Origin of the sequence: Streptomyces sp. ICC4, assembly GCF_003287915.1 — a bacterium.
In the GTDB taxonomy this organism is placed as follows: Bacteria; Actinomycetota; Actinomycetes; order Streptomycetales; family Streptomycetaceae; genus Streptomyces; species Streptomyces tritrimontium.
Window position 1 is genome coordinate 8,966,301 of sequence record NZ_CP030286.1, and the last position, 24,245, is coordinate 8,990,545.

General features: G+C 71.6%; 18 protein-coding genes and 9 pseudogenes. 12 read left to right on the forward strand and 15 right to left on the reverse strand.

Features of this window, described 5'->3' with window-relative positions; translation table 11 throughout:
- Positions 1 to 145: 145 nt before the first annotated feature.
- Positions 146 to 925 (forward strand): annotated as a pseudogene (locus DRB89_RS42320) (winged helix DNA-binding domain-containing protein); the annotation flags it as partial.
- 210 nt (positions 926 to 1,135) lie between these two features.
- Here the strand turns inward: DRB89_RS42320 and DRB89_RS42325 are convergent.
- Positions 1,136 to 2,047 (reverse strand): annotated as a pseudogene (locus tag DRB89_RS42325) (alpha/beta fold hydrolase); the annotation flags it as partial.
- Between the two features lie 87 nt (positions 2,048 to 2,134).
- On the opposite strand from DRB89_RS42325, the pseudogene DRB89_RS42330 reads away from it, so the two are divergent.
- From DRB89_RS42330 to DRB89_RS42335, 3 genes and pseudogenes are all read left to right on the forward strand, one after another.
- Positions 2,135 to 3,304, forward strand: a pseudogene (locus DRB89_RS42330) (B12-binding domain-containing protein); the annotation flags it as partial.
- A gap of 252 nt (positions 3,305 to 3,556) precedes the next feature.
- Positions 3,557 to 4,327, forward strand: a pseudogene (locus tag DRB89_RS44040) (N-acetylneuraminate synthase family protein); the annotation flags it as partial.
- Positions 4,328 to 4,478: 151 nt separating this feature from the next.
- Positions 4,479 to 5,540, forward strand: coding sequence for an IS630 family transposase (locus DRB89_RS42335; RefSeq protein WP_204357964.1), 1,062 nt, complete (start codon positions 4,479 to 4,481; stop codon positions 5,538 to 5,540).
- 14 nt (positions 5,541 to 5,554) lie between these two features.
- On the opposite strand, the gene DRB89_RS42340 is transcribed toward DRB89_RS42335, so the two are convergent.
- The 4 genes from DRB89_RS42340 to DRB89_RS42355 form a co-directional block, all read right to left on the reverse strand.
- Positions 5,555 to 6,616 carry an IS630 family transposase gene (locus tag DRB89_RS42340; RefSeq protein ID WP_204357965.1) on the reverse strand — a complete coding sequence of 354 codons (1,062 nt, stop codon included), beginning with the start codon at positions 6,614 to 6,616 and terminating at the stop codon, positions 5,555 to 5,557.
- Complete coding sequence (locus DRB89_RS42345; RefSeq protein ID WP_112463821.1) at positions 6,613 to 7,632, reverse strand: serine protease; 1,020 nt, start codon at positions 7,630 to 7,632, stop codon at positions 6,613 to 6,615. Before DRB89_RS42345 ends, DRB89_RS42340 begins: the two co-directional genes overlap by 4 nt.
- A 186-nt stretch (positions 7,633 to 7,818) precedes the next feature.
- Positions 7,819 to 8,565, reverse strand: coding sequence for a ScbR family autoregulator-binding transcription factor (locus tag DRB89_RS42350; RefSeq protein ID WP_343234842.1), 747 nt, complete (start codon positions 8,563 to 8,565; stop codon positions 7,819 to 7,821).
- Between the two features lie 392 nt (positions 8,566 to 8,957).
- A complete protein-coding gene (locus DRB89_RS42355) occupies positions 8,958 to 9,566 on the reverse strand; it encodes a cysteine hydrolase family protein (RefSeq protein WP_112453074.1) in 609 nt (202 codons plus the stop codon).
- Between DRB89_RS42355 and DRB89_RS42360 the strand changes: the two genes are divergently transcribed.
- Both DRB89_RS42360 and DRB89_RS42365 read left to right on the forward strand, forming a co-directional pair.
- Positions 9,565 to 9,828: a hypothetical protein gene (locus DRB89_RS42360; RefSeq protein ID WP_162688968.1), complete on the forward strand. Its 264-nt coding sequence runs from the start codon at positions 9,565 to 9,567 to the stop codon at positions 9,826 to 9,828. The genes DRB89_RS42355 and DRB89_RS42360 overlap by 2 nt on opposite strands.
- Positions 9,829 to 9,917: 89 nt before the next feature.
- Positions 9,918 to 10,868: an iron-siderophore ABC transporter substrate-binding protein gene (locus DRB89_RS42365; protein WP_112454495.1), complete on the forward strand. Its 951-nt coding sequence runs from the start codon at positions 9,918 to 9,920 to the stop codon at positions 10,866 to 10,868.
- Between the two features lie 44 nt (positions 10,869 to 10,912).
- On the opposite strand, the pseudogene DRB89_RS42370 reads toward DRB89_RS42365, so the two are convergent.
- Positions 10,913 to 11,218 (reverse strand): annotated as a pseudogene (locus DRB89_RS42370) (MerR family transcriptional regulator); the annotation flags it as partial.
- Positions 11,219 to 12,048: 830 nt separating this feature from the next.
- On the reverse strand, positions 12,049 to 12,819 hold the full coding sequence (locus DRB89_RS42375) for a hypothetical protein (RefSeq protein ID WP_162688969.1): 771 nt from the start codon (positions 12,817 to 12,819) through the stop codon (positions 12,049 to 12,051).
- A 70-nt stretch (positions 12,820 to 12,889) separates the two neighbouring features.
- On the opposite strand from DRB89_RS42375, the gene DRB89_RS42380 reads away from it, so the two are divergent.
- Positions 12,890 to 13,582 carry a cation:proton antiporter gene (locus tag DRB89_RS42380; protein ID WP_162688970.1) on the forward strand — a complete coding sequence of 231 codons (693 nt, stop codon included), beginning with the start codon at positions 12,890 to 12,892 and terminating at the stop codon, positions 13,580 to 13,582.
- On the opposite strand, the pseudogene DRB89_RS42385 reads toward DRB89_RS42380, so the two are convergent.
- From DRB89_RS42385 to DRB89_RS42400, 3 genes and pseudogenes are all read right to left on the reverse strand, one after another.
- A pseudogene (locus DRB89_RS42385) lies at positions 13,482 to 13,775 on the reverse strand (CGNR zinc finger domain-containing protein); the annotation flags it as partial. The gene DRB89_RS42380 and the pseudogene DRB89_RS42385 overlap by 101 nt on opposite strands.
- A gap of 100 nt (positions 13,776 to 13,875) precedes the next feature.
- Entirely contained in the window at positions 13,876 to 14,619 is a 744-nt protein-coding gene (locus DRB89_RS42390) for a hypothetical protein (protein WP_112453072.1), read from the reverse strand.
- A 636-nt stretch (positions 14,620 to 15,255) separates the two neighbouring features.
- Positions 15,256 to 15,690: a Zn-ribbon domain-containing OB-fold protein gene (locus DRB89_RS42400; RefSeq protein WP_239516709.1), complete on the reverse strand. Its 435-nt coding sequence runs from the start codon at positions 15,688 to 15,690 to the stop codon at positions 15,256 to 15,258.
- A 79-nt stretch (positions 15,691 to 15,769) separates the two neighbouring features.
- Here DRB89_RS42400 and DRB89_RS42405 point away from each other — a divergent pair.
- A pseudogene (locus DRB89_RS42405) lies at positions 15,770 to 15,997 on the forward strand (hypothetical protein); the annotation flags it as partial.
- A 23-nt stretch (positions 15,998 to 16,020) separates the two neighbouring features.
- Here DRB89_RS42405 and DRB89_RS42410 read toward each other — a convergent pair.
- The 3 genes and pseudogenes from DRB89_RS42410 to DRB89_RS42420 all read right to left on the reverse strand — a co-directional run.
- A pseudogene (locus tag DRB89_RS42410) lies at positions 16,021 to 16,677 on the reverse strand (acylneuraminate cytidylyltransferase family protein); the annotation flags it as partial.
- A 231-nt stretch (positions 16,678 to 16,908) separates the two neighbouring features.
- Complete coding sequence (locus DRB89_RS42415) at positions 16,909 to 17,133, reverse strand: hypothetical protein (protein WP_162688971.1); 225 nt, start codon at positions 17,131 to 17,133, stop codon at positions 16,909 to 16,911.
- A 590-nt stretch (positions 17,134 to 17,723) separates the two neighbouring features.
- Positions 17,724 to 18,623, reverse strand: a pseudogene (locus DRB89_RS42420) (hypothetical protein); the annotation flags it as partial.
- Positions 18,624 to 18,717: 94 nt separating this feature from the next.
- Between DRB89_RS42420 and DRB89_RS42425 the strand changes: the two are divergent.
- Together DRB89_RS42425 and DRB89_RS43550 are read left to right on the forward strand one after the other, a co-directional pair.
- Positions 18,718 to 19,485 (forward strand): hypothetical protein, encoded by a 768-nt coding sequence (locus DRB89_RS42425; RefSeq protein ID WP_112453078.1) that lies wholly within the window; start codon positions 18,718 to 18,720, stop codon positions 19,483 to 19,485.
- 172 nt (positions 19,486 to 19,657) lie between these two features.
- Positions 19,658 to 19,750, forward strand: a complete 93-nt coding sequence (locus DRB89_RS43550) for a helicase (protein WP_162688972.1) — start codon at positions 19,658 to 19,660, stop codon at positions 19,748 to 19,750.
- A 71-nt stretch (positions 19,751 to 19,821) separates the two neighbouring features.
- On the opposite strand, the gene DRB89_RS42435 is transcribed toward DRB89_RS43550, so the two are convergent.
- Positions 19,822 to 20,337, reverse strand: coding sequence for a hypothetical protein (locus DRB89_RS42435; RefSeq protein WP_162688973.1), 516 nt, complete (start codon positions 20,335 to 20,337; stop codon positions 19,822 to 19,824).
- Between the two features lie 272 nt (positions 20,338 to 20,609).
- Between DRB89_RS42435 and DRB89_RS42440 the strand changes: the two genes are divergently transcribed.
- The gene (locus DRB89_RS42440) at positions 20,610 to 21,197 is read left to right on the forward strand and encodes an RDD family protein (RefSeq protein ID WP_239516710.1); all 588 of its coding nucleotides are present in this window, start codon (positions 20,610 to 20,612) and stop codon (positions 21,195 to 21,197) included.
- Positions 21,198 to 21,638: 441 nt separating this feature from the next.
- Here DRB89_RS42440 and DRB89_RS42450 read toward each other — a convergent pair whose 3' ends face one another.
- Positions 21,639 to 22,349, reverse strand: coding sequence for a ribonuclease HII (locus DRB89_RS42450; protein WP_112453070.1), 711 nt, complete (start codon positions 22,347 to 22,349; stop codon positions 21,639 to 21,641).
- A gap of 1,069 nt (positions 22,350 to 23,418) precedes the next feature.
- Here DRB89_RS42450 and DRB89_RS42455 point away from each other — a divergent pair.
- Complete coding sequence (locus DRB89_RS42455) at positions 23,419 to 24,174, forward strand: transposase family protein (RefSeq protein WP_112453081.1); 756 nt, start codon at positions 23,419 to 23,421, stop codon at positions 24,172 to 24,174.
- Positions 24,175 to 24,245 lie beyond the last annotated feature (71 nt).

Consider the following 24,245-nt stretch of genomic DNA (forward strand, 5'->3'; position numbering starts at 1 on the left):
ATGGTTCCCAGGGTCTCTCGCCGTCTGGGAGTCGGGGTTCCCGGGCCCGCCGGGGCCGTTGGGAAGGCTTTCCCTTCGTCGGATCGTGCGATCGAGTTTTGGGTTGCGGACAGGGACTGTCCGCAACGAGGGTTAGTTTGGCGGCATGGCCTCCAGGACGCCCCACCCCGTGCTCGACACCCGTTCGCTCAACCGTGCCACGCTCGCCCGCCAGCTGCTCCTGAACCGCGCCGAGATGTCCGCGGCCGACGCCGTCGAGCACCTGCTCGGGCTGCAGGCCCAGAACGTGAAGCCCCCGTACTTCCAGCTCCACGCCCGCCTCGCCGGCTTCCGCCCCGCCGAGCTCGCCGGGCTCATGGAGTCCCGCGAGGCCGTCCGGATCGTCACCATGAGGTCCACCATCCACACCCACACGGCCCACGACGCGCTCACCCTGCGGCCGCTCGTCCAGCCCGCCCGCGACCGCGAGGTCACCTACTTCCGCAAGGGCCTCACCGGAGTGGACCTGGACGCCCTGGCCGAGCACGCGCGGGCGTTCGTCGAGGCCGAGCCGCGCACCATGGCGGAGATCCGCGAGGAGCTGCTCACGCGGTGGCCGGACGCCGATCCGCAGTCGCTGTCCGTCGCCGCCCGCTGCCGCCTGCCGCTCGTCCAGGTGACCCCGCGCGGGGTGTGGGGCAGGAGCGGGCAGGTACGGCTCACCACCCTGCGGAAGTGGGTGGGCGACGGAGACGGCCGGGACGAGGGCGCGGCGGCCTCCGTCGACGAGGCCGTCCTGCGCTACCTCGGGGCCTTCGGGCCCGCCTCCGTCAAGGACATGCAGACCTGGGCCGGCCTCACGCGGCTGCGCGAGGCCTTCGAGCGGCTGCGGCCCCGGCTGGCCGTCTTCCAGGACGAGAACGGCGTCGAGCTCTTCGACCTGCCCGGGGCTGTCCTTTATACCCAACTCCGAGCCCACGCCGAGCTGCATCAGGCCCACCGGGTCGCCGCTGCGCTCGACGAGGGCCAGCGCGTCCGCGAGCGCGGGCCACATCCTCGGCGAGTACAGGGCGGTCCCGATGGCCTCCACCACGTCCTGCCCGGTGAAGGCCTGCCCGTCGCCGCCGGTCAGCGGCCGCTGGTCCAGGCGTGTGACCAGGCCCTGGACCTTCTGCTTGGCGGTGCGGGTGTTCGTGCCGAACACGCAGCCCGGGCGGTGGGCGCACCAGGTGAGGAAGTTGTCCAGGGCCCGCTGCTGGCCGGCCGCGGAGACCAGGGCCTGCTCGGTGAGCGGTTCGGAGAGGGTGTCGACCCCGTCGAGGACCATGCGGCCGGTGGTCTTCGGGAACTGGGCGGCGTAGACGGCGCCGAGGCGGGTCCCGTAGGAGAAGCCGAGGTAGTCGAGCTTCTCCTCGCCGAGCGCCCGGCGTATCTCGTCCATGTCGCGGGCCACGCTGACGGTGCCGATGTACGGGAGCACGGGCCCGGAGGCGCGTGCGCAGCTCTGGGCCATGGCGCGGAGGGCGGCGAGCTCGGTGGCCGCACCGTCGGAGGTTGCGCCGTCGGTGGCGGGCGCCGGGCTGTCGCCCTGGCTCCGGCCGTGGCCCTGGCCGTGGCCCTGGCCGTGGCCCTGGCCGTGGCCCTGGCCCTGGGCGCCGCCCTGGCCGTCGCCGCAGCTGACGGGGGCGCTGTGGCCGACGCCCCGGGGGTCGAAGGCGACGAGGTCGTAGCGCTTGTTGAGCTCCGCGAAGAGGCCGGGGTCGGCGGCGAGCCCGGATATCCCGGGTGCGCCGGGCCCGCCGAAGTTCAACACCAGTGAGCCGATGCGCCGCGAGGCGGGACCGGTGGCGGGGAGCCGGGCGAGGGCGAGGGCGACGGTGCGCTGGGCATTGCCCTGGTCGGGGTGGCCGTAGTCGAGGGGCACGGCGAGCGTGCCGCAGCGCATGTCGGCGGGCACGGGCTTCTCGGGGCAGCTGCCCCAGCGGATGCCTCCGGTGGCGGGCGGGGGCGCGGGCGCCGCCGCGAGCGAGACGGCCGCCAGGGCGGCGGCCGCGAGGCCGCCGGCCATCCGCGTACGGGAACGGGAACGGGAACGGGAACGGTGCACTGCACCCTCCTGGGGCGGCCCCCCGGACCAGTGAGCCCACCATAAACGGCCGCGCTGATCGCGCTGACCATCGACGAGGAGGGCCAGGCCCGCACCGTCGAGCACAAGGTCGCCATCGCCGAGCGCCTCATCGAGGACCTGACGGGCAACTGGGGAATCCACGAGTCGGACATCCTCATCGACACCCTGACGTTCACGATCTGCACGGGTCAGGAGGAATCGCGGAAGGACGGCATCGCGACGATCGAGTCGATCCGCGAGCTCAAGCGCCGCCACCCCGACGTTCAGACGACGCTGGGTCTGTCGAACATCTCCTTCGGCCTCAACCCGGCCGCCCGCGTACTGCTGAACTCCGTCTTCCTCGACGAGTGCGTCAAGGCCGGCCTGGACTCCGCGATCGTGCACGCGAGCAAGATCCTGCCGATCGCCCGCTTCGACGACGAGCAGGTCGGCACGGCCCTCGACCTGATCTACGACCGGCGCGCTGAGGGCTACGACCCGCTGCAGAAGCTGATGGCCCTCTTCGAGGGTGTGAACACCAAGTCGATGAAGGCCGGCCGGGCCGAGGAGCTCCTCGCGCTGCCGCTGGACGAGCGGTTGCAGCGCCGGATCATCGACGGCGAGAAGAACGGCCTGGAAGCCGACCTCGACGAGGCGTTGGAGACGCGTCCGGCGCTGGAGATCGTCAACGACACCCTCCTGGAGGGCATGAAGGTCGTTGGTGAGCTGTTCGGTTCCGGGCAGATGCAGTTGCCGTTCGTGCTGCAGTCGGCTGAGGTGATGAAGACGGCGGTGGCTCATCTGGAGCCGCACATGGAGAAGAGCGACGCCGACGGCAAGGGCACGATCGTGCTGGCCACGGTCCGCGGGGACGTCCATGACATCGGCAAGAACCTGGTCGACATCATCCTCACCAACAACGGCTACAACGTCGTCAACATCGGCATCAAGCAGCCGGTCTCCGCGATCCTGGAGGCCGCGCAGGAGCACAGGGCCGATGTCATCGGCATGTCGGGGCTGCTGGTCAAGTCGACGGTGATCATGAAGGAGAACCTCGAAGAGCTCAACCAGCGCAAGCTGGCGGCCGACTACCCCGTCATCCTCGGCGGCGCCGCCCTGACCCGCGCCTACGTCGAACAAGACCTCCACGAAATCTACGAAGGCGAAGTCCGCTACGCCCGCGACGCCTTCGAAGGCCTGCGCCTCATGGACGCCCTGTACGTACTGTCCTCGCGCCCGGTGGCCGGTACGGCCCACCGCAGCAGGGATGCCTTCCTGCACCGGCTCACGGGCGACGTCCGGCGGCCCGGATTCGCCATGCTGGTCGCGGAGCGGCCCGCCTTGTTCGGATGCTTCTTCTGCTTCCCCCTGCGGCTCGACGGCTCATGGTGGCGCCGGTTCCTCGGGGTCCTTCCCCGGGATGTCGTTCACCTTACCGCCTCCGTCAACGCCTTCGCCCTCATCGACGCCGCCGCCGACGCGGGCTGCGACGCCGTGAAGTTCCAGAAGCGCACCCCCGAGATCTGCACCCCCCGCGATCAGTGGGACATCGAGCGCGACACCCCCTGGGGCCGCATGACCTACATCGACTACCGCCACCGCGTGGAGTTCGGCGAGGCCGAGTACCGCGCCATCGACGAGCACTGCGCCAAGCGCGGCATCGACTGGTTCGCCTCCCCGTGGGACACCGAGGCCGTCGCCTTCCTGGAGAAGTTCGACGTCCCCGCCCACAAGGTCGCCTCCGCCTCGCTGACCGACGACGAGCTGCTGCGCGCCCTGCGCGCCACCGGCCGCACCGTCGTCCTCTCCACCGGCATGTCCACCCCGAAGCAGATCCGGCACGCGGTGGAGGTGCTCGGCAGCGACAACATCCTGCTCTGCCACGCCACTTCGACGTACCCGGCCAAGGCGGAGGAGCTCAACCTGCGGGTCATCAACACCCTCCAGGAGGAGTACCCCAACGTCCCCATCGGCTACTCCGGCCACGAGACGGGCCTGCAGACCACCCTGGCGGCGGTCGCGCTCGGAGCCGCCTTCGTCGAGCGCCACATCACCCTCGACCGCGCGATGTGGGGCTCCGACCAGGCGGCCTCCGTCGAGCCCGGCGGCCTGACCCGGCTGGTCCGCGACATCCGCACCATCGAGACCGCGCTGGGCGACGGCGTCAAGCGCGTCTACGCCTCCGAGCTCGGCCCGATGAAGAAGCTCCGCCGGGTCCAGGGCGAGCTCGCCTCGGTGTGAGCGGGGCCGCGGGGGGTCCGGGAGCCGGCCCGGCAGCGGACCCGCGCGGACCGTGCGTCCTTCCCTTCCACCCTCTGACGAGGAGTACGCGGTGACCCCCTCAGACCCTATTGATCAGAAACGGTTCGGGTTCTGGGTCGTTGAGCTGGGTGTGAGCGATCTGGTGGGGGACGCACGGCATCTGTCGCCGTCGGCGCAGGAGGCCCTGCGGCTGCGGGCGGTGGCCGCGTTGGTGGCAGGGAGGGGCCGTGAGGACGTGGCGGCGGTGTTCGGCGTGTCGCTGAAAGCAGTCGACATCTGGTGGACGAAGTGGCAGGCCGGCGGCCGGGAAGCGCTCGTCATGCGGCCGCGCGGCAAGCCGGTCGGGGTGCACCAGGTGCTCGGGGAGGCCGAGCAGGCCGCGGTCCGGCAGGCCGTCCTCGATCACATCCCCTCCGACCTGGGACTTTCGGGTCAGCTGTGGACTCGGGGGCAGATAGGCGAGCTGATCTTCAAGCTGTACCGGGTCCGCTTCACCGAGCCCGGGGTGGGCAAGTACCTCAAGCGTTGGGGGCTGAGCTTCCAGCGTCCGGACAAGCGGGCGGTCGAGCAGGACGCGGAAGCGGTCCGCGTCTGGCACGAGGAGACCTGGCCGGCGATCCGGGCCAGGGCGAAGGCGGAGAACGGCGAAGTTCTCTTCGGTGACCAGGTCGGGGTCCGCTCGGACCAGGTCACTGGCCGCACCTGGGGTGCCAAGGGCGCGACTCCCATCGTCCGCCGCACCGGGAACCGGTTCTCCGTGAACGCGATGTCCGCGATCAGCACCCGCGGCCGGATGCACTTCATGGTCTTCACCGAGTCGTTCGACGCGAAGGTCATGTGCCGCTTCCTCGCCCGGATCGTCGGGCACTTCGACCGGAAGGTCCATCTGATCGTCGACCGGCACTCGGTCCACCGCTCGAAGACCGTCCGGGCCTGGCTCGCCGGCCACAAGGACGAGATCGAGCTGCACTTCCTGCCCTCGTACTCACCCGAGCTGAACCCGGACGAGCTCGTCAACGCCGACCTCAAACGCAGCCTGCCCCACACCCACCGGTCCAGGAACCAGGCCGAACTCGCCGCCGAAACCCGCAGGTTCTTCCACAGACGCCAACGTCAACCACACATCGTCCGCGGCTACTTCGGCGGCCCACACGTCCGCTACGTCCTGGACGAGAACCCTTTGAGTTTCTGATCAATAGGTATTGATCAGAAACTCAAAGGGTTCTCGTTCAGGACGTAGCGGACGTGCGGGCCGCCGAAGTAGCCGCGGACGATGTGTGGTTGACGCTGGCGTCTGTGGAAGAATCTGCGGGTTTCGGCGGCGAGTTCGGCCTGGTTCCTGGCCCGGTGGGTGTGGGGCAGGCTGCGTTTGAGGTCGGCGTTGACCAGCTCGTCGGGGTTCAGCTCGGGTGAGTACGAGGGCAGGAAGTGCAGCTCGATCTGGTCCTGGTGGCCGGCGAGCCAGGCCCGGACAGTCTTCGAGCGGTGGGCCGAGTGGCGGTCGACGATCAGGTGGATCTTCCGGTCGAAGTGCCCGACGAGCCGGGCGAGGAAGCGGCACATCACGGTCGCGTCGAACGACTCGGTGAAGACCATGAAGTGCATCCGGCCGCGGGTGCTGATCGCGGACATCGCGTTCACGGAGAAGCGGTTCCCGGTCCGGCGGACGATGGGAGTCGCGCCCTTGGCGCCCCAGGTTCGGCCGGTGACCTGGTCCGAGCGGATCCCGACCTGGTCGGCGAAGAGGACTTCGCCGTTCTCCGCCTTCGCCCTGGCCCGGATCGCCGGCCAGGTCTCCTCGTGCCAGACCCGGACCGCTTCCGCGTCCTGCTCGACCGCCCGCTTGTCCGGACGCTGGAAGGTCAGCCCCCAACGCTTGAGGTACTTGCCCACCCCGGGCTCGGTGAAGCGGACCCCGTACAGCTTGAAGATCAGCTCGCCTATCTGCCCCCGCGTCCACAGCTGACCCGAAAGCCCCAGGTCGGAGGGGATGTGATCGAGGACAGCCTGCCGAACAGCGGCCTGCTCGGCCTCCGACAGGACCTGGTACTCACCCACGCGACGGCCTCGTGGGCGGGACAGCAGTGCGTCCCGGCCGCCGGCCTGCCACTTCGCCCACCAGTTGTCCACGGCCTTCACCGACACCTTGAACAGGGCGGCAACCTCTACCCGGTCCCGGCCCTCCACCAGCGCGGACACCGCCAGCAACCGCGCGGCCTCCTGCGCATCCGGCGACCAGGCCCGCGCATCCCCCACCAGATCACTCACACACCGTCAACGAGCCTGAACTCAAAGCGTTTCGGATCAATACCCCCGCCCTGGCTCCGGACCCGGTGGAAGGTGTCGACGAGACCGATGCCCGCGAGCCAGCGCTCCACCGTGTCGGGGTCATGCCCGGAGGAGGACGCGGCGGACAGTTCGGTGGCGAGGGCGGAGAGGGGGGACGAGAGCCGGCCGGCGTTCAGCGTGAGCACCTCGTACCCCTCCTGGCGCATGCGGGGCAGTACGCCCGCCAGCGCGAGGGAGGACTTGCCGCAGCCCGAGGGCCCGTACAGGGTGACGACCCCGCGGTCGCCCTTCAGGGCCGTGACCACGTGGTCGGCGTCCTCGTCCCGCCCGAAGTAGACGTCGCCGTCCGTCTCCAGGAACGGCTTCAGCCCGCGGAAGGGTGAGGGCGGCAGTACGACCCGGGCCAGCTCGGGGATCTCGCGCAGGATGGCCCGGGTCCGCAGTACGTAGCCCTGCTGGGTGTCCCGCTCGGGCTGGGCCGCGACCATGAGGCCGACCACGGCGCCTTCCTCCGTGTCCCACACCGGGCTGCCGCTGAACCCCCGCCTGATGTGCGGCGACACCCCGTCGGCCCGGGACAGCTGGAGCCAGCCCTCGCTGGTGCCTCCGGCGAACCGGCCCCGGAACCAGGTCTCACCGGGCTCGCCGTCCGTGAACCCCACCGCGAGCGCCCCGTGTTCCAGGACGCTTTCGGGATCGGCCATGGGCAGCAGCCGTACGTCGCTGACCGGCTCGGTCAGCCGCAGGACGGCGATGTCACCCGCCCGGCCCGAGCGGATGGGCACCCAGTTCTCGACCACGGCCGGCCACTGCCACGGCCCTTCGCCGTCGGTGCGGCCCTCGTCGAGCGGAAGGTCCACCGTGACCGCGGCCCCGGTGAGGTCCTCCTCCCGGGGGCGCCCCGCCGCGTCCGACACCACGTGCGTGCAGGTCAGTACCAGATCCGGGGCCGCGAGGAAGCCCGCCGCTACGGCGCTCTCATCGTCTCCGGCCATGTCACCCCCTCCGAGCCACCCGGGCCGACCCCCGACGGCGCGCTGCGCCCCAGCGTCACCCTGGCCGACGGCGGCCCCCTGTAGGGGCGCACCCTCCTTGGCGCCACCCGCCCGCCCGGGCCAGATCGTCCAGCTCGTGCTGCGCCACGTCGAGCCGGAAGGGCTTGGCCCACTCCCCGGAACCGCTCATGCCCTCGCCCCCCAAATCGTGTGGTCGTCATATCCCGCCCCCGCGGCGGCCCGCGCCCCGGCGGCCACCTCCTCGAGCACCCGCCGGCCGCGGTCCTCGGCCATGTCGAGCCGGCTGAGCATCGCCGGAGTCGCGATCCCCGGCAGGGCGTGCTGGTAGAGCGCGGCCACCCGGCGCTCGATGTCGCCGCGGTCGCTGAAGGTCTGCGAGTAGAGCTGTACCCCGGTCCAACACGCGGACAGGATCCAGGCCGTCTCGGCGGGATCCACGTGCGGCAGCAGTTCGCCCTGGTTCTTCGCCGCGATCAGCAGTCTGCGCAGGACCTCGATCCACCCCGGGACCGCGCCGCCGCGGATCTCGAACGTCTCGGGTCCGAGGGAGAGTCTGGCACCGGCGCTGATCATCGGTTCGTGTCTTATCCGGTACGCCGACACCATCGCGACGTCGACGACTTCCTGAAGTTTGCTCTCGCGGGGTGGCACGAGGAACGTGTCGTACTGCATGTCGAGCACGCCTTGGGCCAGCTCCAGCTTCGAGGTGAAGTGGAAGTACAGAGCGCCCTTGGTCACCCCCGCGTGCGCGAGTATCTCCGCGATGGTGGCGGCCTCGTAGCCGCGCTCGGCGAAGACCACCGCCGCGGCTTCCAAGATTGCCCGCCGCGTACGGACCGCACGTTCCTGCCGCACCACAGCGTCTCCGATCTCCAAGGGGGTTCCACCGGCGGATGCGCACCCATGATCCACCGGCCTGGCAAACCAAACCTGAAGGTCCGTAAGTTACCAAGTGGCTTCCGGCAGTTGTCGAGCGAGTCTGCCACCCCACGTATCAATTCTGAACCCGCTCACCGCCCCGTTTCATCATGGATCCCCTCAACTCACAACGGCATGGCCCACGGTGGCCGGAACCAGACAATCCACCACACGAAACCGCCCACATGGTTTCTTTTGAGGCGCGTCCAACGGGCCCGCCGACCTCACGCGAAGACCACCCCAAGGGGGGTAGTGGCTAGCACGGGCCGATGGCAGGACCGCCGCCCCGCCCCCGAGTCCCCGCAGACCGAAACCCGCCGCCCCTGGTGGGCCCCGTCGTCCGCGGGTACGAGCGGCCGGACTCCGTGCGGGGCCGGGCCCCGGTGCTACGCGGTGACCCGGGGGCGGACCGCGTCGAGCAGCCCGGCGGTGCTGACGATCCGGGCGAAGTCCCCGCCCTGGAGGTTGACGGCGGTGGCGAGGACGAGCTGTTCGGCCGTCATCCGCGGCGCGTCCGGGCCGGGTCCGGCGGCGAGGTCGAAGGTGTGCGTGGCATCGAGCGGCACGAGGACGTCGTAGCCCAGGTTCCCGGCCATCCGGGCGGTGGTCTCGACGCACATGTTGGTCTGGATCCCGGCGATCACGAGCTGTCCGACGTCGTGGGCGGTGAGCCACTCCCTGAGGTCCGGGGTGCCGTAGAAGGCGGAGTTGACGGACTTGGTGATGGTCAGGGCCGCTCCCGCCGACCGCTCGGCGACGATGTCCTTGAAGGCGTGGCCGGGCTGGTCCGGCCCGAAGACCGTGCCGGCGGGGGAGACGTGCCGGACGAGCACGACCGGGCGGCCGGTCTCCTGCCAAGCGTCCATCAGAGCCGCGATGTTGGCTTCCGCGTCCGGGTTGTCGCGCGGGCCCCAGTAGGTCTCGTCGTCGAAGCCCTTCTGCACGTCGATGACCAGCAGGGCACTGTCTTCGGTGATCTCGATCTTCTTCGTCATGGCTCAATCCTCGGCCGCGCGGCGCCTGGGGAACAGCGGCGGGCGGGACGCCGAACGATGGGATCCTGCCAGCCTGGCAGCCCTCGCGGGACGCTGCGCGGGCGCCTTCGCGGGGTCGGTCACGGGCGCCTTCGCGGGCTCCGCCGCGGACGCCTTCGCGGGGTCCTTCCCGGGCTCCGCCGCTGACGCCGCGGGCCTGCCGAAGACCCGTTCCGCGGACCTGTGCGCGCACCCGTCGAACCCGCCCCCACCCGCTCCCTGACGGCCCGGCGGGACGCGCGCGACCCCCAGGCGCCCGCCCGCCGTGCACGCGGTCCCCGCCGGAAGACCGTGGTCGCCTTCGCCACCGCGATGGCCCTGGCCGCCTCCCTCGGCGCCTGCTCCTCCGGCGCCAAGGACGACAAGGGCGCCGCCTCGGGATCCGAGGCCGGCTTCCCCGTCAAGGTGGCCACCAAGTTCGGTGACATCACCGTGAACGAGAAGCCGCAGCGGGTGGTCGCGCTGGGCTGGGGCGACGCCGAGACCGCGCTGGCCCTGGGCGTACAGCCGGTGGGCGCCAGTGACTGGCTCGCCTTCGGCGGCGACGGGGTCGGCCCCTGGGCCAAGGGCCTCTCCACCAAGAGCCCCGAAAAGATCGGCACCCTGGAGCCCGAGTACGAGAAGATCGCGGCCCTCAAGCCCGATCTGATCCTCGACACCAAGTCCAGTGGCGACCAGAAGCGCTACGACACCCTCAGCAAGATCGCCCCGACCATCGGGGTCCCGAAGGGCGGCGACCAGTACCTGACGAACTGGGAGTCGCAGACCACGATGGTCGCCGACGCCCTCGGCCTCCACGCCAAGGGCGCGGAACTCATCGCCGGCGTCGAGGGGAAGTTCAAGGCCGCCGTGGCACAACACCCCGAGTTCCAGGGCAAGACCGTCACCGCCGGCTCCCTCACGAGCGTCGGCTACGGCGCCTACGTCCATGGCAGCGGCCGTGTCGACTTCCTCGAGCGGCTCGGTTTCAAGAACAACCCGAAGGTCGACGCCAAGGCCGGGGGCTCCTTCTTCACCGAGGTCTCCCGCGAGGACCTGGACCTGCTCGACGCCGACCTCGTGATCATGGGGCCGATCGGCGTGCCCTCCGCCAAGGTCAAGGACGACGCCCTCTACCGGGAGATTCCCGCCGTCAAGGCCGGCCACGCCATCGTCTTCGAACCCGAGTCGACCCTCAGCACCGCCTTCGCGACCGACTCCGTACTCTCCGTCTCCCACGCCCTGGACCAGGTCGTCCCCGAGATCGCCAACGCCCTGAAGTAGCCGGGCCGCGCCCCCGGCGCGCCCCCGCACGCGGAGGATTCGCCGGCGCGGCGGTATTCGGCGTTGATGCGTTGGGCTTCTTCGAGTTGGTCTTCGAGGATGATGATGCGGCAGGCGGAGTCGATCGGGGTTCCCTGGTCGACGAGTTCGCGGGCGCGGGCGGCGATGCGCAGCTGGTAGCGGGAGTAGCGGCGGTGACCGCCGTCCGAGCGGAGCGGGGTGATGAGGCGGGCCTCGCCCAGGGCGCGGAGGAAACCTTGGGTGGTGCCGAGCATCGCGGCGGCCCGGCCCATGGTGTAGGCGGGGTAGTCGTCGTCGTCGAGACGGCCGAACGAGTCGTCTGCTGTCATTGAACCTCTCTCGTGGAACGCGTGGAGGGGCCCTGGTGCCTATGGCACCAGGGCCCCGAAGGAACTACTACACCATCTGCCGGCCCTGATACTGCGCCGGCCTTCTGTGTCCGCAGACCCGACTCATGCGTGATCGGGATGCGGGGATCGCGGTTGCTTGACCGGAGACCACCTCACTAACGATGTCCTGCGGTACCCGGGCTTCAACCTGCCGGCCCGGGCGATCCTGATGGCGCTAAGCTCCTCCGTTCTTCCCTCAGTGATCAACTACTTACCAAGCGGGGGACTGTGTACTGCTGGTGATGCTTACTGCTGATACTGCGAACCGCTTGTACTGCTCGTGGCCTGACCCAGCGCCACGTTTCGGCAGCCAGCCCCGTCGCCCGTCGTGCGTCTGCTCTGGCTTGGAACCCCACTGCCGAACTTCCTGGTGGCCGCGCCTGCACTCGACGTCTCCACCAAGGTGCTGCTCACTGACTTCACTGCTGGGTACTGCACCTACAGGTACTGCTACTGCGTCAACTGCGGTTCTGCTCGTGGTGGCCCCTGATCACTGCTGGCCACCCGGTCCGGTCGTCAGTCCCGTCGCCGTCCTGCACCAGCCCTGGCTTCGGAACTCCACCACCGCACCGTCCTGCGCACTGCATCTACGGGTACTACGGGTGAACAGGCCCGTCGTCGGCTCCTCGGACAGGACGGCGAGCGCCGCCGCGCGACGCACCGGGGACCCCCCGGCGTTCTCACCTACCGGGTTGGACTCTCTGCTTGCCATGGCTGTGGGCCTTTCGGGGGTGGGAGGAGGAGCAAGGGTGCGGGAACGACGACGTCGCTCAAGGACTCGACTGGGCCCGGTGGAACGGGCCGGTGCACCGGTCCGGCCAGGGCGTCGCCCCGGCCGGGCCCGTACGGCGGGCGACGGCGTCCAGCCGTTCCACGACATCGGACGAGGGGGCCCGGAAGGGGCCGGTGCCGGTGGGCAGTTCGGCCAGCAGGATGCGGGCGGGCAGGGCGCCGGCCGCGTCGTGGCGGGCCAGGACGGTGAACGCCGCGCCGGTACCGAAGAGAGCCTGCGTCCCGTTCCCGTCACGGGAGAGCACCGAGGTGCGGCGGGCGGTCAGGGGCCGGATGGCGTAGCGGACGTGGGACGGCGGCGGCTGGGGCGCGTGCCGCGCGTCCAGGTGGACGACGTCCAGCGGAACGTCGCACTCCAGCAGCGCGCCCGGCACCAACTCGTCCGGGACGGACGACGGCGCCACGGCGCGTACGAGGGTGCCCCGCAGCGCGGGAAGGCGCCGCAGACCGGAGGCCAGGCAGGCGGCGTACGGGCGCAGCGCGCCGTCGCCGTCCTCGGCCAGGGCGCGGGCTCCGAACGGGTCGTCGGGGGAGGAGGAGAGGTAGAGGTGGACGGCGATCAGATCGGCCAGGGCCGCCTCCTCGCCGCTTCCGCGCAGGGCGGGCAGCCGGATGAGGGCCTGGCTGACGGGGCCGCTGTGCTTCTCCCAGACCCCGGAGGCCAGCTCCCGGAACGCGCGGCGGTCCGGCTCGCCGAGCAGCGCGCGGCCGGCCCGGAGCACGGCCTCCGAGGGGCCGCTGCCGAGCACCTGTCCCCTTATCACATCCGCCCCCGCCGACGCTCCTCTCGCGCGCCCAGACCGCGAGCACCCGGTCGCCGTGCTCACCGTGCTGCTGGTCGTCGCGGTCACCGCCGCGGCCGCGACGACGGCCGCACTCGGCGTCCACCAGCTGATCGGCGCGCTCCTGGTGGGTCTGGCCTGGCCGGTCGGCGCCGCCGCTGCCGACGGCGGCGGTACCAGCGGCGGCGGTACCAGCGGCGGCGGTACCAGCGGCCGCACCGACGACACCGGCGGCGGGCACGCCGACCGGGCCGCCGAGCGGCTGGCCTCGACCGCCCGGTCGGTGCTGCTGCCGTTCTTCTTCTTCGGTTTCGGCCTGTCGACCGATCTGACGGGCCTGCGCTGGGACGCCCGCACGGCCTCGGTCCTCGCGGTCCTGCTCGCACTCGCCGTCCTCGCCAAGATCGCGGGCCCCGCCCTGTGCGCCCGCCTGACCGGCATGGCCTGGCGGCCGGCGCTCACCGTCGGCGTGCTGTTGAACGCCCGGGGCCTGACCGAGCTGGTGGTCATCCAGATCGGCTACCAGGCGGGCGTCATCGACCGACGGCTGCTCGGCATCCTCACCCTCGTGGCGCTGGCCACCACGGCGATGACCAGTCCCCTGCTGCGTCTCCTGGACCGGCCGCGGCTCACGAAGCGCGCGCGGTCCGGCGCGCGTAGTGGCGGGCCGCCTTCGCCCGGTTCCCACAGCCCGTGCTCGAACACCAGCGGCGGGTGCCGTTGCGGCTGACGTCGTGGAAGCGCAGGCCGCAGGTCGGGTTGGCGCAGATCCTGAGGCGTTCGGGGGCGGTGGTGAGCAGGCGGAGGTAGTCGGCGGCCGCGAGGTGGCCGAGCAGCCGGGCCGGATCGGCGGCCTCCAGCCGTTCGACGGGGCCGGCCGGCGTGAGCAGGCGGCGGATCCGGCCCCCGTCGAGGAGCCGGTTGAAGGCGTCGAAGGCGGCCTGTTTCTTATACCCATCTCACAGACCACCACACAGGCAGACCCGGAGGGGGCCCGCCGAAGGGGGAGGGGAGGCACGGGGCTCAGCCGCGGGAGCGGGCCTTGCGGGCGCGGACCATGAAGCCGGTGCCGAGCGCGAGGACCAGCGCGGCGAGCCCGGCGGCGACGGCCGCGGTGGCGGCGCCCGTGGTGGCGGCGCCCGTGGTGTCGGCGGTCTCCCGCGCGGCGAGCTCGGCGCCCGCGGCGACCGGGCCCTTGGGGACGGCGACCGTCTGCGGCTTCACATCGGCGGTGGGCGCCGCGCTCGCCGCCGCGCCCGGCTTCGCGGACGGCGTCGTGCTCGGCTTGGCCGAGGGCGTGGTGGCCGGCTCGGCCTTCGGCAGCAGGTACCAGCCGCTCAGGGCGCCCTCGCCGAGCACGTAGACGTTGAGGATGTAGCGGCCCTCGTCCGCACCGGCGTCGATCTTCTTCAGGTCGTACTGGACGCCCTCGACGACGGCGCGGGGGTGGGCGGTGTCGAGCTTCGCCAGCACGCGGCCCGCCCAGCCGTCACCCGGCTTCCAGTCCGGGGCGACCGCGCGGATCCAGGCCTCGGGGCCCTCGGACTCGTTGCGCAGCACCGCGATCCGGCCGTCGGCGACCAGCACGCTCTCACCGTCGTACCGGTCCGTGTTCGACGAGTTCGCCGCGATCGAGGACACCGACACGGAGGTCACGGCCGCCACGGAGGGAGCGGCGGCGGTCGCCGCGAACGCGGTCGCGGCAGGCGCCAGCAGCACCCCGGCGAGGGCGGCGGTGACGATCGAGGTACGGAGGGCGGTACGCATAACGACTCCTTGGAGCATTGTCTCGGAAGGGGAGGAGAGCCGCATGCCGCGGTGTCGCTGTCGGGGTTTCGTCCGGTCAGGTCTGCGGGGCTGCTGATGAGAAATCTATGGATCATGATCGGCCGGAACGTGGGATTCCCGTCATGGTCGCGTAACACCGCCCACCAGCCCCCGCGGCCCCTCCTCCGGCCCGTACGCCCCCTCCAGCCCGTACGTCCCGCACGGCCCTGGCTGTGGCGGGGCCGGGAGGGGCCGGCCGAGGCCAATGCAGTTGCTTTTGAGCTGCGGAGGCCGTTGCCCCGTGTGACGGGGTGGCGAGCAGGCCAGCGGGTGCGGATCGGGATCCTGACGAAGGTGTTCACCGCCGAGCTGGTCGACGCGGCGATATCCGGCCGAACCCAGCGTTCCCGGAAAACTGCGCCCCGCCGAACTGGGCGTCGCCGAGGTGGGGGTTTTGGGTGGTGGGGTCGCGCAGGGCGTGGAGGAGTGAGGAGTGGTTCGGTGAAGTGGAGGCCGCGGTGGTCGATGTCGGCGCCAGGAGCCAGGCTGGCCAGATAGATGTTGCGGTCGGTGTCGGTCAGGTGGGCCAGGCATGCGGTGTGGCCGGGGACGGGGCCAGGGTCGGAGACGGGGCCGTCAGGCCACCGCCGGGGTGAAGACCGCCACCCAGATCCCGTCCACCGCCTCCCGGAAGGTCACCGACAGGTCCATTCCCACCCGCAGTTCCGCCCCCTCCGCGCCCACGACCTCGGTCATCATCCGCGGCCCCTCCGCGAGGTCCACCACCGCCGCCACGTACGGCACCCGCGCCCCGAAGGGCGAGAGGTCGTTCCGGTGGATCACCGACCACGTGTACAGCGCGGCCCGCCCGCTCGCCGTCTCCCACGCCACCCGGTCCTCCCCCGCCCAGCATGCCGGGCAGAACTCCCGCGGGTAGTGGTGCGCCTTCCCGCACTCCCCGCAGCGGCGCAGCAGCAGCCGTCCCTCGGCCGCCGCGTCCCAGTAGGGCCGCGTGAATTCGTCGATCTCCGGCAGGTCGAACCGCTCAGCCGTACCAGCACCAGTACTCACGACACCACTCCTCATCACCGCTCCCCGGAGGGCCGGAGAGCCAGATCGATCTGACGCATCGTCAGTTCACTGGATCCCCCGCGGCTCCTTCGGGGACGTCCGCTTCACCGACCGGACCCGGGGCGGCGAGCTCTTCGTGAACCCGTTGACGTCGCTCTGCTTCACCTTCGAACTGACCGGCCTGGCCGCCCGCTGCCTCTACCTCGACCGGATCGAGGAAACCAACCTGATGCGCCAGGTGAGCTCGCAGATCGCGATCTTCCGTGACGAGATCACCACCCGGCCGGCCCGGACCTTCCTGCACTAAGCCGCGTACGGAAGTGAACGGACGAGCGCGCGGGCCCGGGCCAGGTCGTGGGGGTCGTCGATCTCCAGGACCCGGGCGGGGTCGGTGGCGACGGGCACGGTCCGCCCGAAGAAGCGGTGGCGGGCGGTGCGGAATCCGGCGGCGTCCATGGCGTAGGCGGCGCCGGTCTCCAGCAGGTCCTGGGGGCGGTCCTGGCGGCGGGGGCGGTACGAGGTGTCGTGGTTGACCCCGGTCCCGGAGCCGTCGGGGGCCGCCCGCCAGAGGAAGCCGTGGAAGGGGGCCGCGGTGAGCGCGCAGTCGGCGGCGCCGGACGCGACGGCGGCGGCGACGGACTCCACGTCGGAGGCGGTGACGAAGGGGCTGGTGCACTGGACGAGGAGGACCACGTCGACCGTGACCGAGTGCAGTTCCTCGAAGGCGTCGAGCGCGTGCAGCAGGGCGGCCTCGCTGGTGGCGGTGTCCCCGGAGATCCCGGCGGGCCGCCGCAGCACGCCGGCCCCGGCGCCCCGGGCCGCGGCGCCGATCGCCTCGGAGTCGGTGGACACGAGGACGTCGGTGACGCTGCCGGCCCCCAGGCAGGCCCGTACGGCCCGCACCACCAGCGGTACCCCGCCGACGTCGGCCAGGTTCTTGCCGGGCACCCCCTTGGAGCCGCCGCGGGCCGGGATCACGGCCAGCACCCTCGCCCCGCCGGGCCGCTCCGCGCGAGCGGGGGCGGGGCGAGGGTGCTGGCCCCTCTTCAAGGGGGAGGTGGCGGGGGCGCGGAACCGGGACCGTTGAGTCATGACCACACGAGCCGTTCACCCGACACGGTCACCGCGACCGGCACACGAGGAAGCAATGCCGCGGGCTCCCCGGGCGGGGGCCGGGCGCAGTGCGCTGGCCGTGGTGGCCATGGCCGCCACCGTCCCCTATCTGACCCTCAAGACCGCCTGGCTGGCCGGGAGCCGCGTCGGGATACCCGATGGCAGCGTGCTGCTGGAGCCCCGGCCGTTCATCACGGCGGCCAATGCCGTCACGGTGCTCATGGACGCCGCCGTGATCGTGCTCGCGCTGGCGCTCACCAGACCCTGGGGCAGACGGGTGCCGTCCTGGCTGCTGACCGTCCCGGTCTTCACCGCCACTGGACTGCTCACGCCCATCGTGCTCGGCTTCCCCGGCCAACTCCTCGTGAGGGCACTGGGGCTGGGGCCGGACGCGGCCGAGCGGGCGACCAGTACGCCCTTCCTCGACCCCTGGGTCTTCCACGTCGTCTATTCGGGCTTCATCGTCCAGGCGCTCGCCCTGGCCGGCCTGTTCGTGCCCTATGCGCGCGAACGCTGGGGCAGGCGCTGGCAGGGCGCCCTCGGCTCGCGGCTCCCGTCACCCACGGGGGTGGTGGCGGGAGCCGCGGCGGCACTGTCCGCGGTGGTGGCGGCGGCGCATTTCCACTGGGCCCTCGGCGGCACGGCCGGGCTCGACGCGGAGCAGATCGCGCGGTACTCCTCCGATACCGCCGTGGCCTCCGCCGTCCACGGGATATGCACGCTCACCGCCGGGGCGGGGGCGGTGCTGCTCGCCAGGGGCGGGACCCGGCGGGCGTGGTGGCCGCTGGCCGTCGCGTGGACCGGTTCGGCGGCGGCCCTGTGCTGGGGGGTGGGGCTTCTGGTCGCCGTGACGGGGGCGCAGGTGGGCCCGGGCGAAGGGACCACCATGAGAGGGGGGAGAGGGGCGGGGGGGGGGGCGGGGCGGGCAGGGGGAGGCCGGCGTCGGCCGCGAGCTCCAGGTCGTCGCCCTCGGGCGGCGGCAGGAGGCTCGCGGAGCCGTCGCTGACGGGGACCACGCCGAGCTCCAGCAGTTCGGCCATGGCCGCGCTGCCCGCCATGTCGCGGACCTGGAGCTGGTAGCGGGGGGTGGTGCGGTAGGTGCCGCCGGACTCGTCCCCGGTGCGCTGGAGGAAGCCGGAGTCGGTGAGGAAGGCGGCGGCCTTGCCGACGATGCCGGTGGTGGAACCGGCCAGGCGGCGGGCGTCCTTGGTGGCACCGGTCGCGCTGCGGCGGGCGTAGACCCGCCAGGCGGCCTCCAGGCCGGGGGCGTCGGAGGCCGGATCGGTGTTCTCGCCGAGCTCCTCGGCGCGCTCCTCCAGGCGGCGGCAGGTCTGCCGGACGAAGGCGTCGACGCCGTTCACGGTGATCCGGCCGATGTAGCCGTCGTCGGCGAGGTCCTCGGGGCGGGGGAAGGCGAGGGCCGCGACGGCCAGGTGGGCGAGGCCGTGCAGGAAGCGGTCCGCGGAGTCGGCGGTGGCGCGGCGGGCGTAGTCGCCCATGCGGACGGCGAAGACGGAGTCCTCGCCGGCGGCGACGGCCATTCCCGCCCGGGGGGAGACTTCGAGGACGACGAGGCCGAGGCCGGTGGCCACCGCGTCGGCGAGCCGGCCGAAGGCGGAGTCCTCGCGGTAGCGGCGCAGCAGCTCGGCGTACTCGGCGTCGCGGGCGGGCAGCAGCTTGGGCTGGAGCCCGAACGCGACCAGCCGGGCCGCGTCGGCGGCGTCGGCGGGGGTCACGGCGGGGGCCGTCGCCTGGGCCGGGGCGTGGGGCTTCTGCGGGTTGGGCTCGCTCCACGCGCGGTGCTCGGCGTGGTGGCGCATTCCGGGTCCCTTTCTCTTATTGTCCGCACCCACACCTCCCCCGCGATCCACGCAGACCGCCCGGCCTCCGTCCACCCACGACCGGCCTTCACCCGTGGTACGCCTGCTCGCGCTCGCCGACAGCTTCACCCAGCACAACGATCAGCTCGCCCGGCTCCAGCCGGCCTACGGCGCCACTTGGGGTCACACCTCGGCGCAAGTCCTGGTGAGCGCATGTCTGGAGGCCGTACAGGCCATCGTCGACCAGCCGATGTACGCGGGTGTGACGTTGACCGAGGCCACGCTCCGGATCAAGCAGCTGGCCGTTCTCACCGGACAGGCGGTCCGACATCTTGCCGAGGCCAAGGCACAACTTGGCGCCCCGGCCTCGCCCTCGGACCCGCCAACCAGGAGCGAAGAAGTCGCACGCCAGATACAGCTCGCACGAGAACTGACGGCTCTGGCTCCAGCCATGGCCCTGGAGTCAGCGAGCGCCGTAGCTTCCGAGATTCACCGCCGACGGCCCGCGACGACTACCAGGAACGATGCGCTGACTCCCGCCGAGCGAACTGCGCTTCACGCCACGGCCCGAGGGCACATCGTGATCGGCCGACGCGAGGGGCACGAGTTCGTTCACAGCCGCGGCAACTCCGTACGCATCGACACCCTGCGCGCGCTAGAACACGCCGGGCTCATCGCAATCGAGCCCGGATCCGCGCCACCGGCTTTCGGCGGAGGCCCCCCGCACGACCGGGTCCGCCTCACCCTCAGCGGAGCAACGGCCGTGACGGCCTTCCTCGGACGTGGCCCCCGCACCCCAGAACCGTCAGTCCCCCGCGCTCTCGGTGCCCATACCGCCGCACCGCCGGCAAGGGCCCACTGACGTCAGCCGACGCCTCCACACCACCACCACCAGCCAGCGCACCCTTCACCGCCCCGGTGCACCGGCATCACCACCGCACCCACCCCGTCGCGGTCTCCCCCGCATCGCGGGGGGCCTGCCGGGGCGCGGGCACGTCGAGCTGCTCCCCGCTGGCGGTGAGCACCGGACGGGGGTGTGGATCGTCAACCAGAATCAGCGCCGCGGTCGGCTCACCCCCGAGCAGCTCGCCCAGATCGCCGAGCTCGGCGTCCACTGGGCGCGGTAGCGGGGGGTGGCTGTGTCCGGCAGGCTGGCGTACGAGGCCGGGCAGTTCCGCGCCGCGGCTGCGGGGCCCGCTCAGGTGCGGACGACGCGGCGGGCGCGGAGGGTGGTGTGCAGCGCCCAGACGGTCAGGAGTGCGCAGGTAACAGCGGCGGCGATCCGTACGGTGCTCCAGGTGTCGATGGCGACTGCGCCGTCGAGTTCCCGGCTGCCGGGAAGGCGCACGGTCATGTCGACGATCGCGATCAGCGGGACCAGCAGCCGGAAGGCCAGTCCGCTGAGGTGGGGGCGGCGGGCCAGGGTGCCGGCCCAGCCCAGTAGCGGGCCGAAGGTGACGGCCGCTACCCACCACGCCACCGCCTTCGACAGGAAACCGGCCCAGTCGATCGGCAAGGGGTCCGGCTGCTCGTAGTAGCCCACCGTCATGTCGAAGGCCCGGAACTCGCCCTGCGCCATCTTCACCAGGTAGTACGCCGTCACCGCCACCGTCAACGCAGCCGGCGCCAGCCACACTGCCCGCCGCCACGACCGGCACACCCACCCGACGGCGAAGGCGAACGCCGCCCAGGACCACCCCGCACTCGCCAGCAAGTGCACCACCTGCCCGAGCGCCCCGCCGGCCACCTCCCGCCCGCCGTCCGGCCTCGGCCGCGTCAGCACCGGACCCAAAACCCCCAACACAGCCCCTACCAGCAGAAACACCGGAACCAGCAGACGCGCACGCGCCACAGTCATAGCCCTGTCTCTTATACTAATTCTACGCTGCCGACGATCCTCCCCGTCTAGACCCGGGCTCTCCGGCCGCCCCCGCGGCCCGGCTCCGGCCGGCGGCGAGGCCCGCGGAGCGCGCGGTCCCGGCCGCCGTGCCCGTGGCCCCCGCGGCTCCCGTGGCCGCCGTACCGTCCGCGACTCCCGCGCCGACCGCGCACGCCACGCCCCGGCCCGCCACCGGGCGGGCCGTGTTCGAGCGGATGGCCGAGCGGGCCGTGCGCCCCGCCGGGCTCGCGCGCCGCGCAGCGGCCCGGTTCCTGGACTCCCTCGTGCTCGCGGCCGTCGCCGCCGGGGTCGCGCTGCCCCTGCTGCCCGAGGCCACCGCCCACATCCAGGCCAAGGTGGACGCCGCCCGGGTGAGCGGTCGGACCACCACCGTGTGGCTGGTCGACGGCACCATCGCCGGCCGGCTCGCCCTCGTCCTCGGCGCCGTCCTCGTCTTCGGCGTCCTCTACGAGGCCCTGCCCACCGCCCGTTGGGGCCGCACCCCCGGCAAGAAGCTCCTCGGCGTGCGCGTCCTGGCCGCCGCCACGCTGCGCCCGCCCGGCTTCGGCGCGGCACTGCGCCGCTGGCTCGTGTACGCCCTCCTGGGCCTCCCGGGGGCCCTGTGGGCCCTCGCGGACCGCCCCCGCCGCCGCGCCCTCCACGACCGCGCCGCAGGCACGTACGTGGCCCGCTAGGCCCTGTCGGGCTCCGCCCGGGCGGAGCCGATGGTCCGCCCGCCCCCGCGCGTCCCCCGAACGGACGCGTTCCCGTTGCGGGCCCGGCCGGGCCGGGTTCGACTCGGGCCATGAGCACCGACCAGCCGCCGCCGGGCCAGCCGCCCGAGGACGACCCGTTCCTCAAGAAGCCCCAGGAACCGACGCCTCCGTCGGGTGGTTCGCCGTACGGCTCGCCGCCCCCCGGTGGGGGCGGCGAGCCGTACGGCGAACCACCCGACGGAGGCGTCGGGACCAGGAACGGGACGGGGGGTCTGCGCGGTGCGGCTCGCGGCCGGCGTGACGCGGGGACCCTGGGCACTCTCGTGAATCTGAGGCTCCTCGGGGCGGGGGTAAGAGGCGTGAGTTGACATCTATCAAACACCGGTACGAAACGTACCGGTGGGCGGCACGTGTGTGCGATCAGAAATCGAAGCCGAGTTGGCCTCCGTTTTCCAGCTCCATCGACTCCTCGCTGCGGCGCACCTTCTTGAGGTGGCGCCAGCGGGGCAGCGCGTCGAGGTAGGACCACGAGAGCCGGTGGTACGCGGTCGGCCCCATCTCCTCCAGCGCCGCCCGGTGCACGGGCGAGGGATATCCGGCGTTGGCGGCGAAAGCGAAATCCTCGATCCCGCCGCCCCGTTCACCGATTTCGGCCATCATCCGGTCGCGCCGGACCTTGGCGATCACCGAGGCCGCGGCGACGGCGACGCAGGACCGGTCGCCCTTGATCACCGTCCGGACCTGCCAGGGCGCACCGAGGTAGTCGTGCTTGCCGTCGAGTATCACCGCGTCGGGCCGCACGGGCAGCGCCTCCAGGGCGCGGACCGCGGCGAGGCGCAGGGCGGCGGTCATGCCGAGCTCGTCGATCTCCTCCGGGGAGGAGTGCCCGAGGGCGTAGGCGGTGACCCAGTCCTCCAGGACGACGACGAGCGCGTCACGTCGTTTGGGGGTGAGCAGTTTCGAGTCGGTGAGTCCCGCGGGCGGCCGGCGCAGACCGGTGATCGCCGCGCATACGGTGACGGGACCGGCCCAGGCCCCTCGTCCGACTTCGTCGACCCCGGCGATGACCTTGGCGCCGGTGGTCGCTCGGAGGGAGCGTTCGACGGTGTGAGTGGGTGCTTCGTACGGCATGGCGCCAGCCAGGTTACGCCGCCCCGGACCGCCTGCACACAGGTGGTCGAAGAGTTGGAACTGGCCGGTGCGGGTGTGCCCGTTCCAGGTGTGGACGGACTGGTCCTTCCAGAATTCGGTGAGGTCCGCGACCTGTGCGGTGAAGCCTTCGGGTCGGGTGCCGCCCTCGGTGCCGGGGAGGGCGCCGGTGTTGAAGTAGTCGGCTATCGCCTGGTATTTGGCCTTGCCTGCCGGGGTGTGGCCGGAGTCGCCGACGATGAGGACGGCTTTCATGTCGCCGAGGCCCGCGATCATCTGGGCGATGCCGAGGTAGCTGGTGTCGTGCTCGATGTGCACTTCACCCTTCTTGCCGCTGAAGCGCGACCACAGGACGGCGACCTTGTCGCCGTCCTGCAGGGTGACGCCCTTGCGGTCCAGCCAGGTGGTGATGGCGGCGTCCCGCTCCGCGTCGGGACCGACGTTCCAGCCCTCGCGGAGCTTTGTGCGGAGATCGGTGCTGAAATCCTGGCCGACGCGCTTCGTGGCGTCTCCTACACCGAGCTGGTTCCTCTTGTTGAGCTTGATCGAGAGGGGACCCGCTTCGGTCTCCACGTTCACTGCCTTGAGCCGCTCGGTGGTCTCGACGAGCTGGGTTCGCTGGTCTTCGCCCGTTCCGACGGTGATCTCCTTGAGCCGCACGGCCGCCGCGGTGAGGACGATCCGATGGTCCCCGATCCCTGAAGCGCGGTAGAAGGCGGCCATGCCTTCGGCGGCTGCCTTGTGCCTCTCGTTTCCCTCCGCGTAGGTCAGGACGACCGAGAGGTTCTCCTCGGCGATGAGGGCGGCGGCGATGCCGAATTGGTCCCCCGACGCGTAGTGGGGCTGCACGAGGAACAGCGGTGTTCCGGCAGGAGCTTGGTTCGGGGGTTGGAGGGGGGTGGGGGCTGCCACTTATACACATCTCCGAGCTGAGCCCTTTTCAACCTGACGGTGGGGCTGTGGTGTTGGTCGGTGTGGGCTGTACGGAACGACGAAGCTCCTGGTAGACGGGTTCTCGACCAAGATCACCCGTGTCCGCCAGGAGCTTCGCGTGCTTGTCTACCCGTCGTCGATCGATCTGTCCAGCAGTACCCTGCGGCACCTGACCGAGCAGCTCGCAGTTCGGCAACGGGAGATCGGTACGCGGTGGAGACGACTGTCCGTCGGCCGTCAGGCCCTGCTCGCCCTGGCTCACCTGCGGTGCGGCGACACCTACGCCCAGCTTGCCGCCGGGTTCGGAATCGGCATCGCGACCGTCTACCGGTACATACGCGAGGCCATCGAAGTCCTGGCCGCTCGCGCACCGACCCTGGCCACGGCGATGGAGACAGCCCGGACGAAAGCGTTCGTGATCCTGGACGGCACGCTGTTGCCGATCGACCGGATCGCCGCCGACACCCCCTACTACTCGGGAAAACACAAGCGGCACGGCATGAACGTCCAGGTCCTCACCGACCCGTTCGGCCGACTGCTCTGGGCGTCACCAGCCCTGCCCGGAGCCACTCACGACCTGACCGCGGCACGAAGCCATGGCATCGTCGACGCGCTCGCCGCCGTGGGCCTGAAGTGCTGGGCGGACAAGGCCTACCAAGGCGCCGGCCGGCACATCCGAGTCCCCTTCCGGGGCCGCCGGCTCAAGCGATGGAAGCGACGGCACAACAGCAGTCACGCCAAGATCCGCTGCGTCGGCGAGCAGGCCATGGCCGTGCTGAAGGGTTGGCGCCTCCTACGGAAGCTCCGCTGCAGCACCAACCGGATCACCGACATCGTGAAGGCCGTCCTCGTCCTCCACCACGCCTCAACATGAGGTTGGAAAAGGCTCAGTTCTCTGTCTGGCGCGGTAGCCCTCTGTCTCTCTCACGTATATTTTTTTTTTTT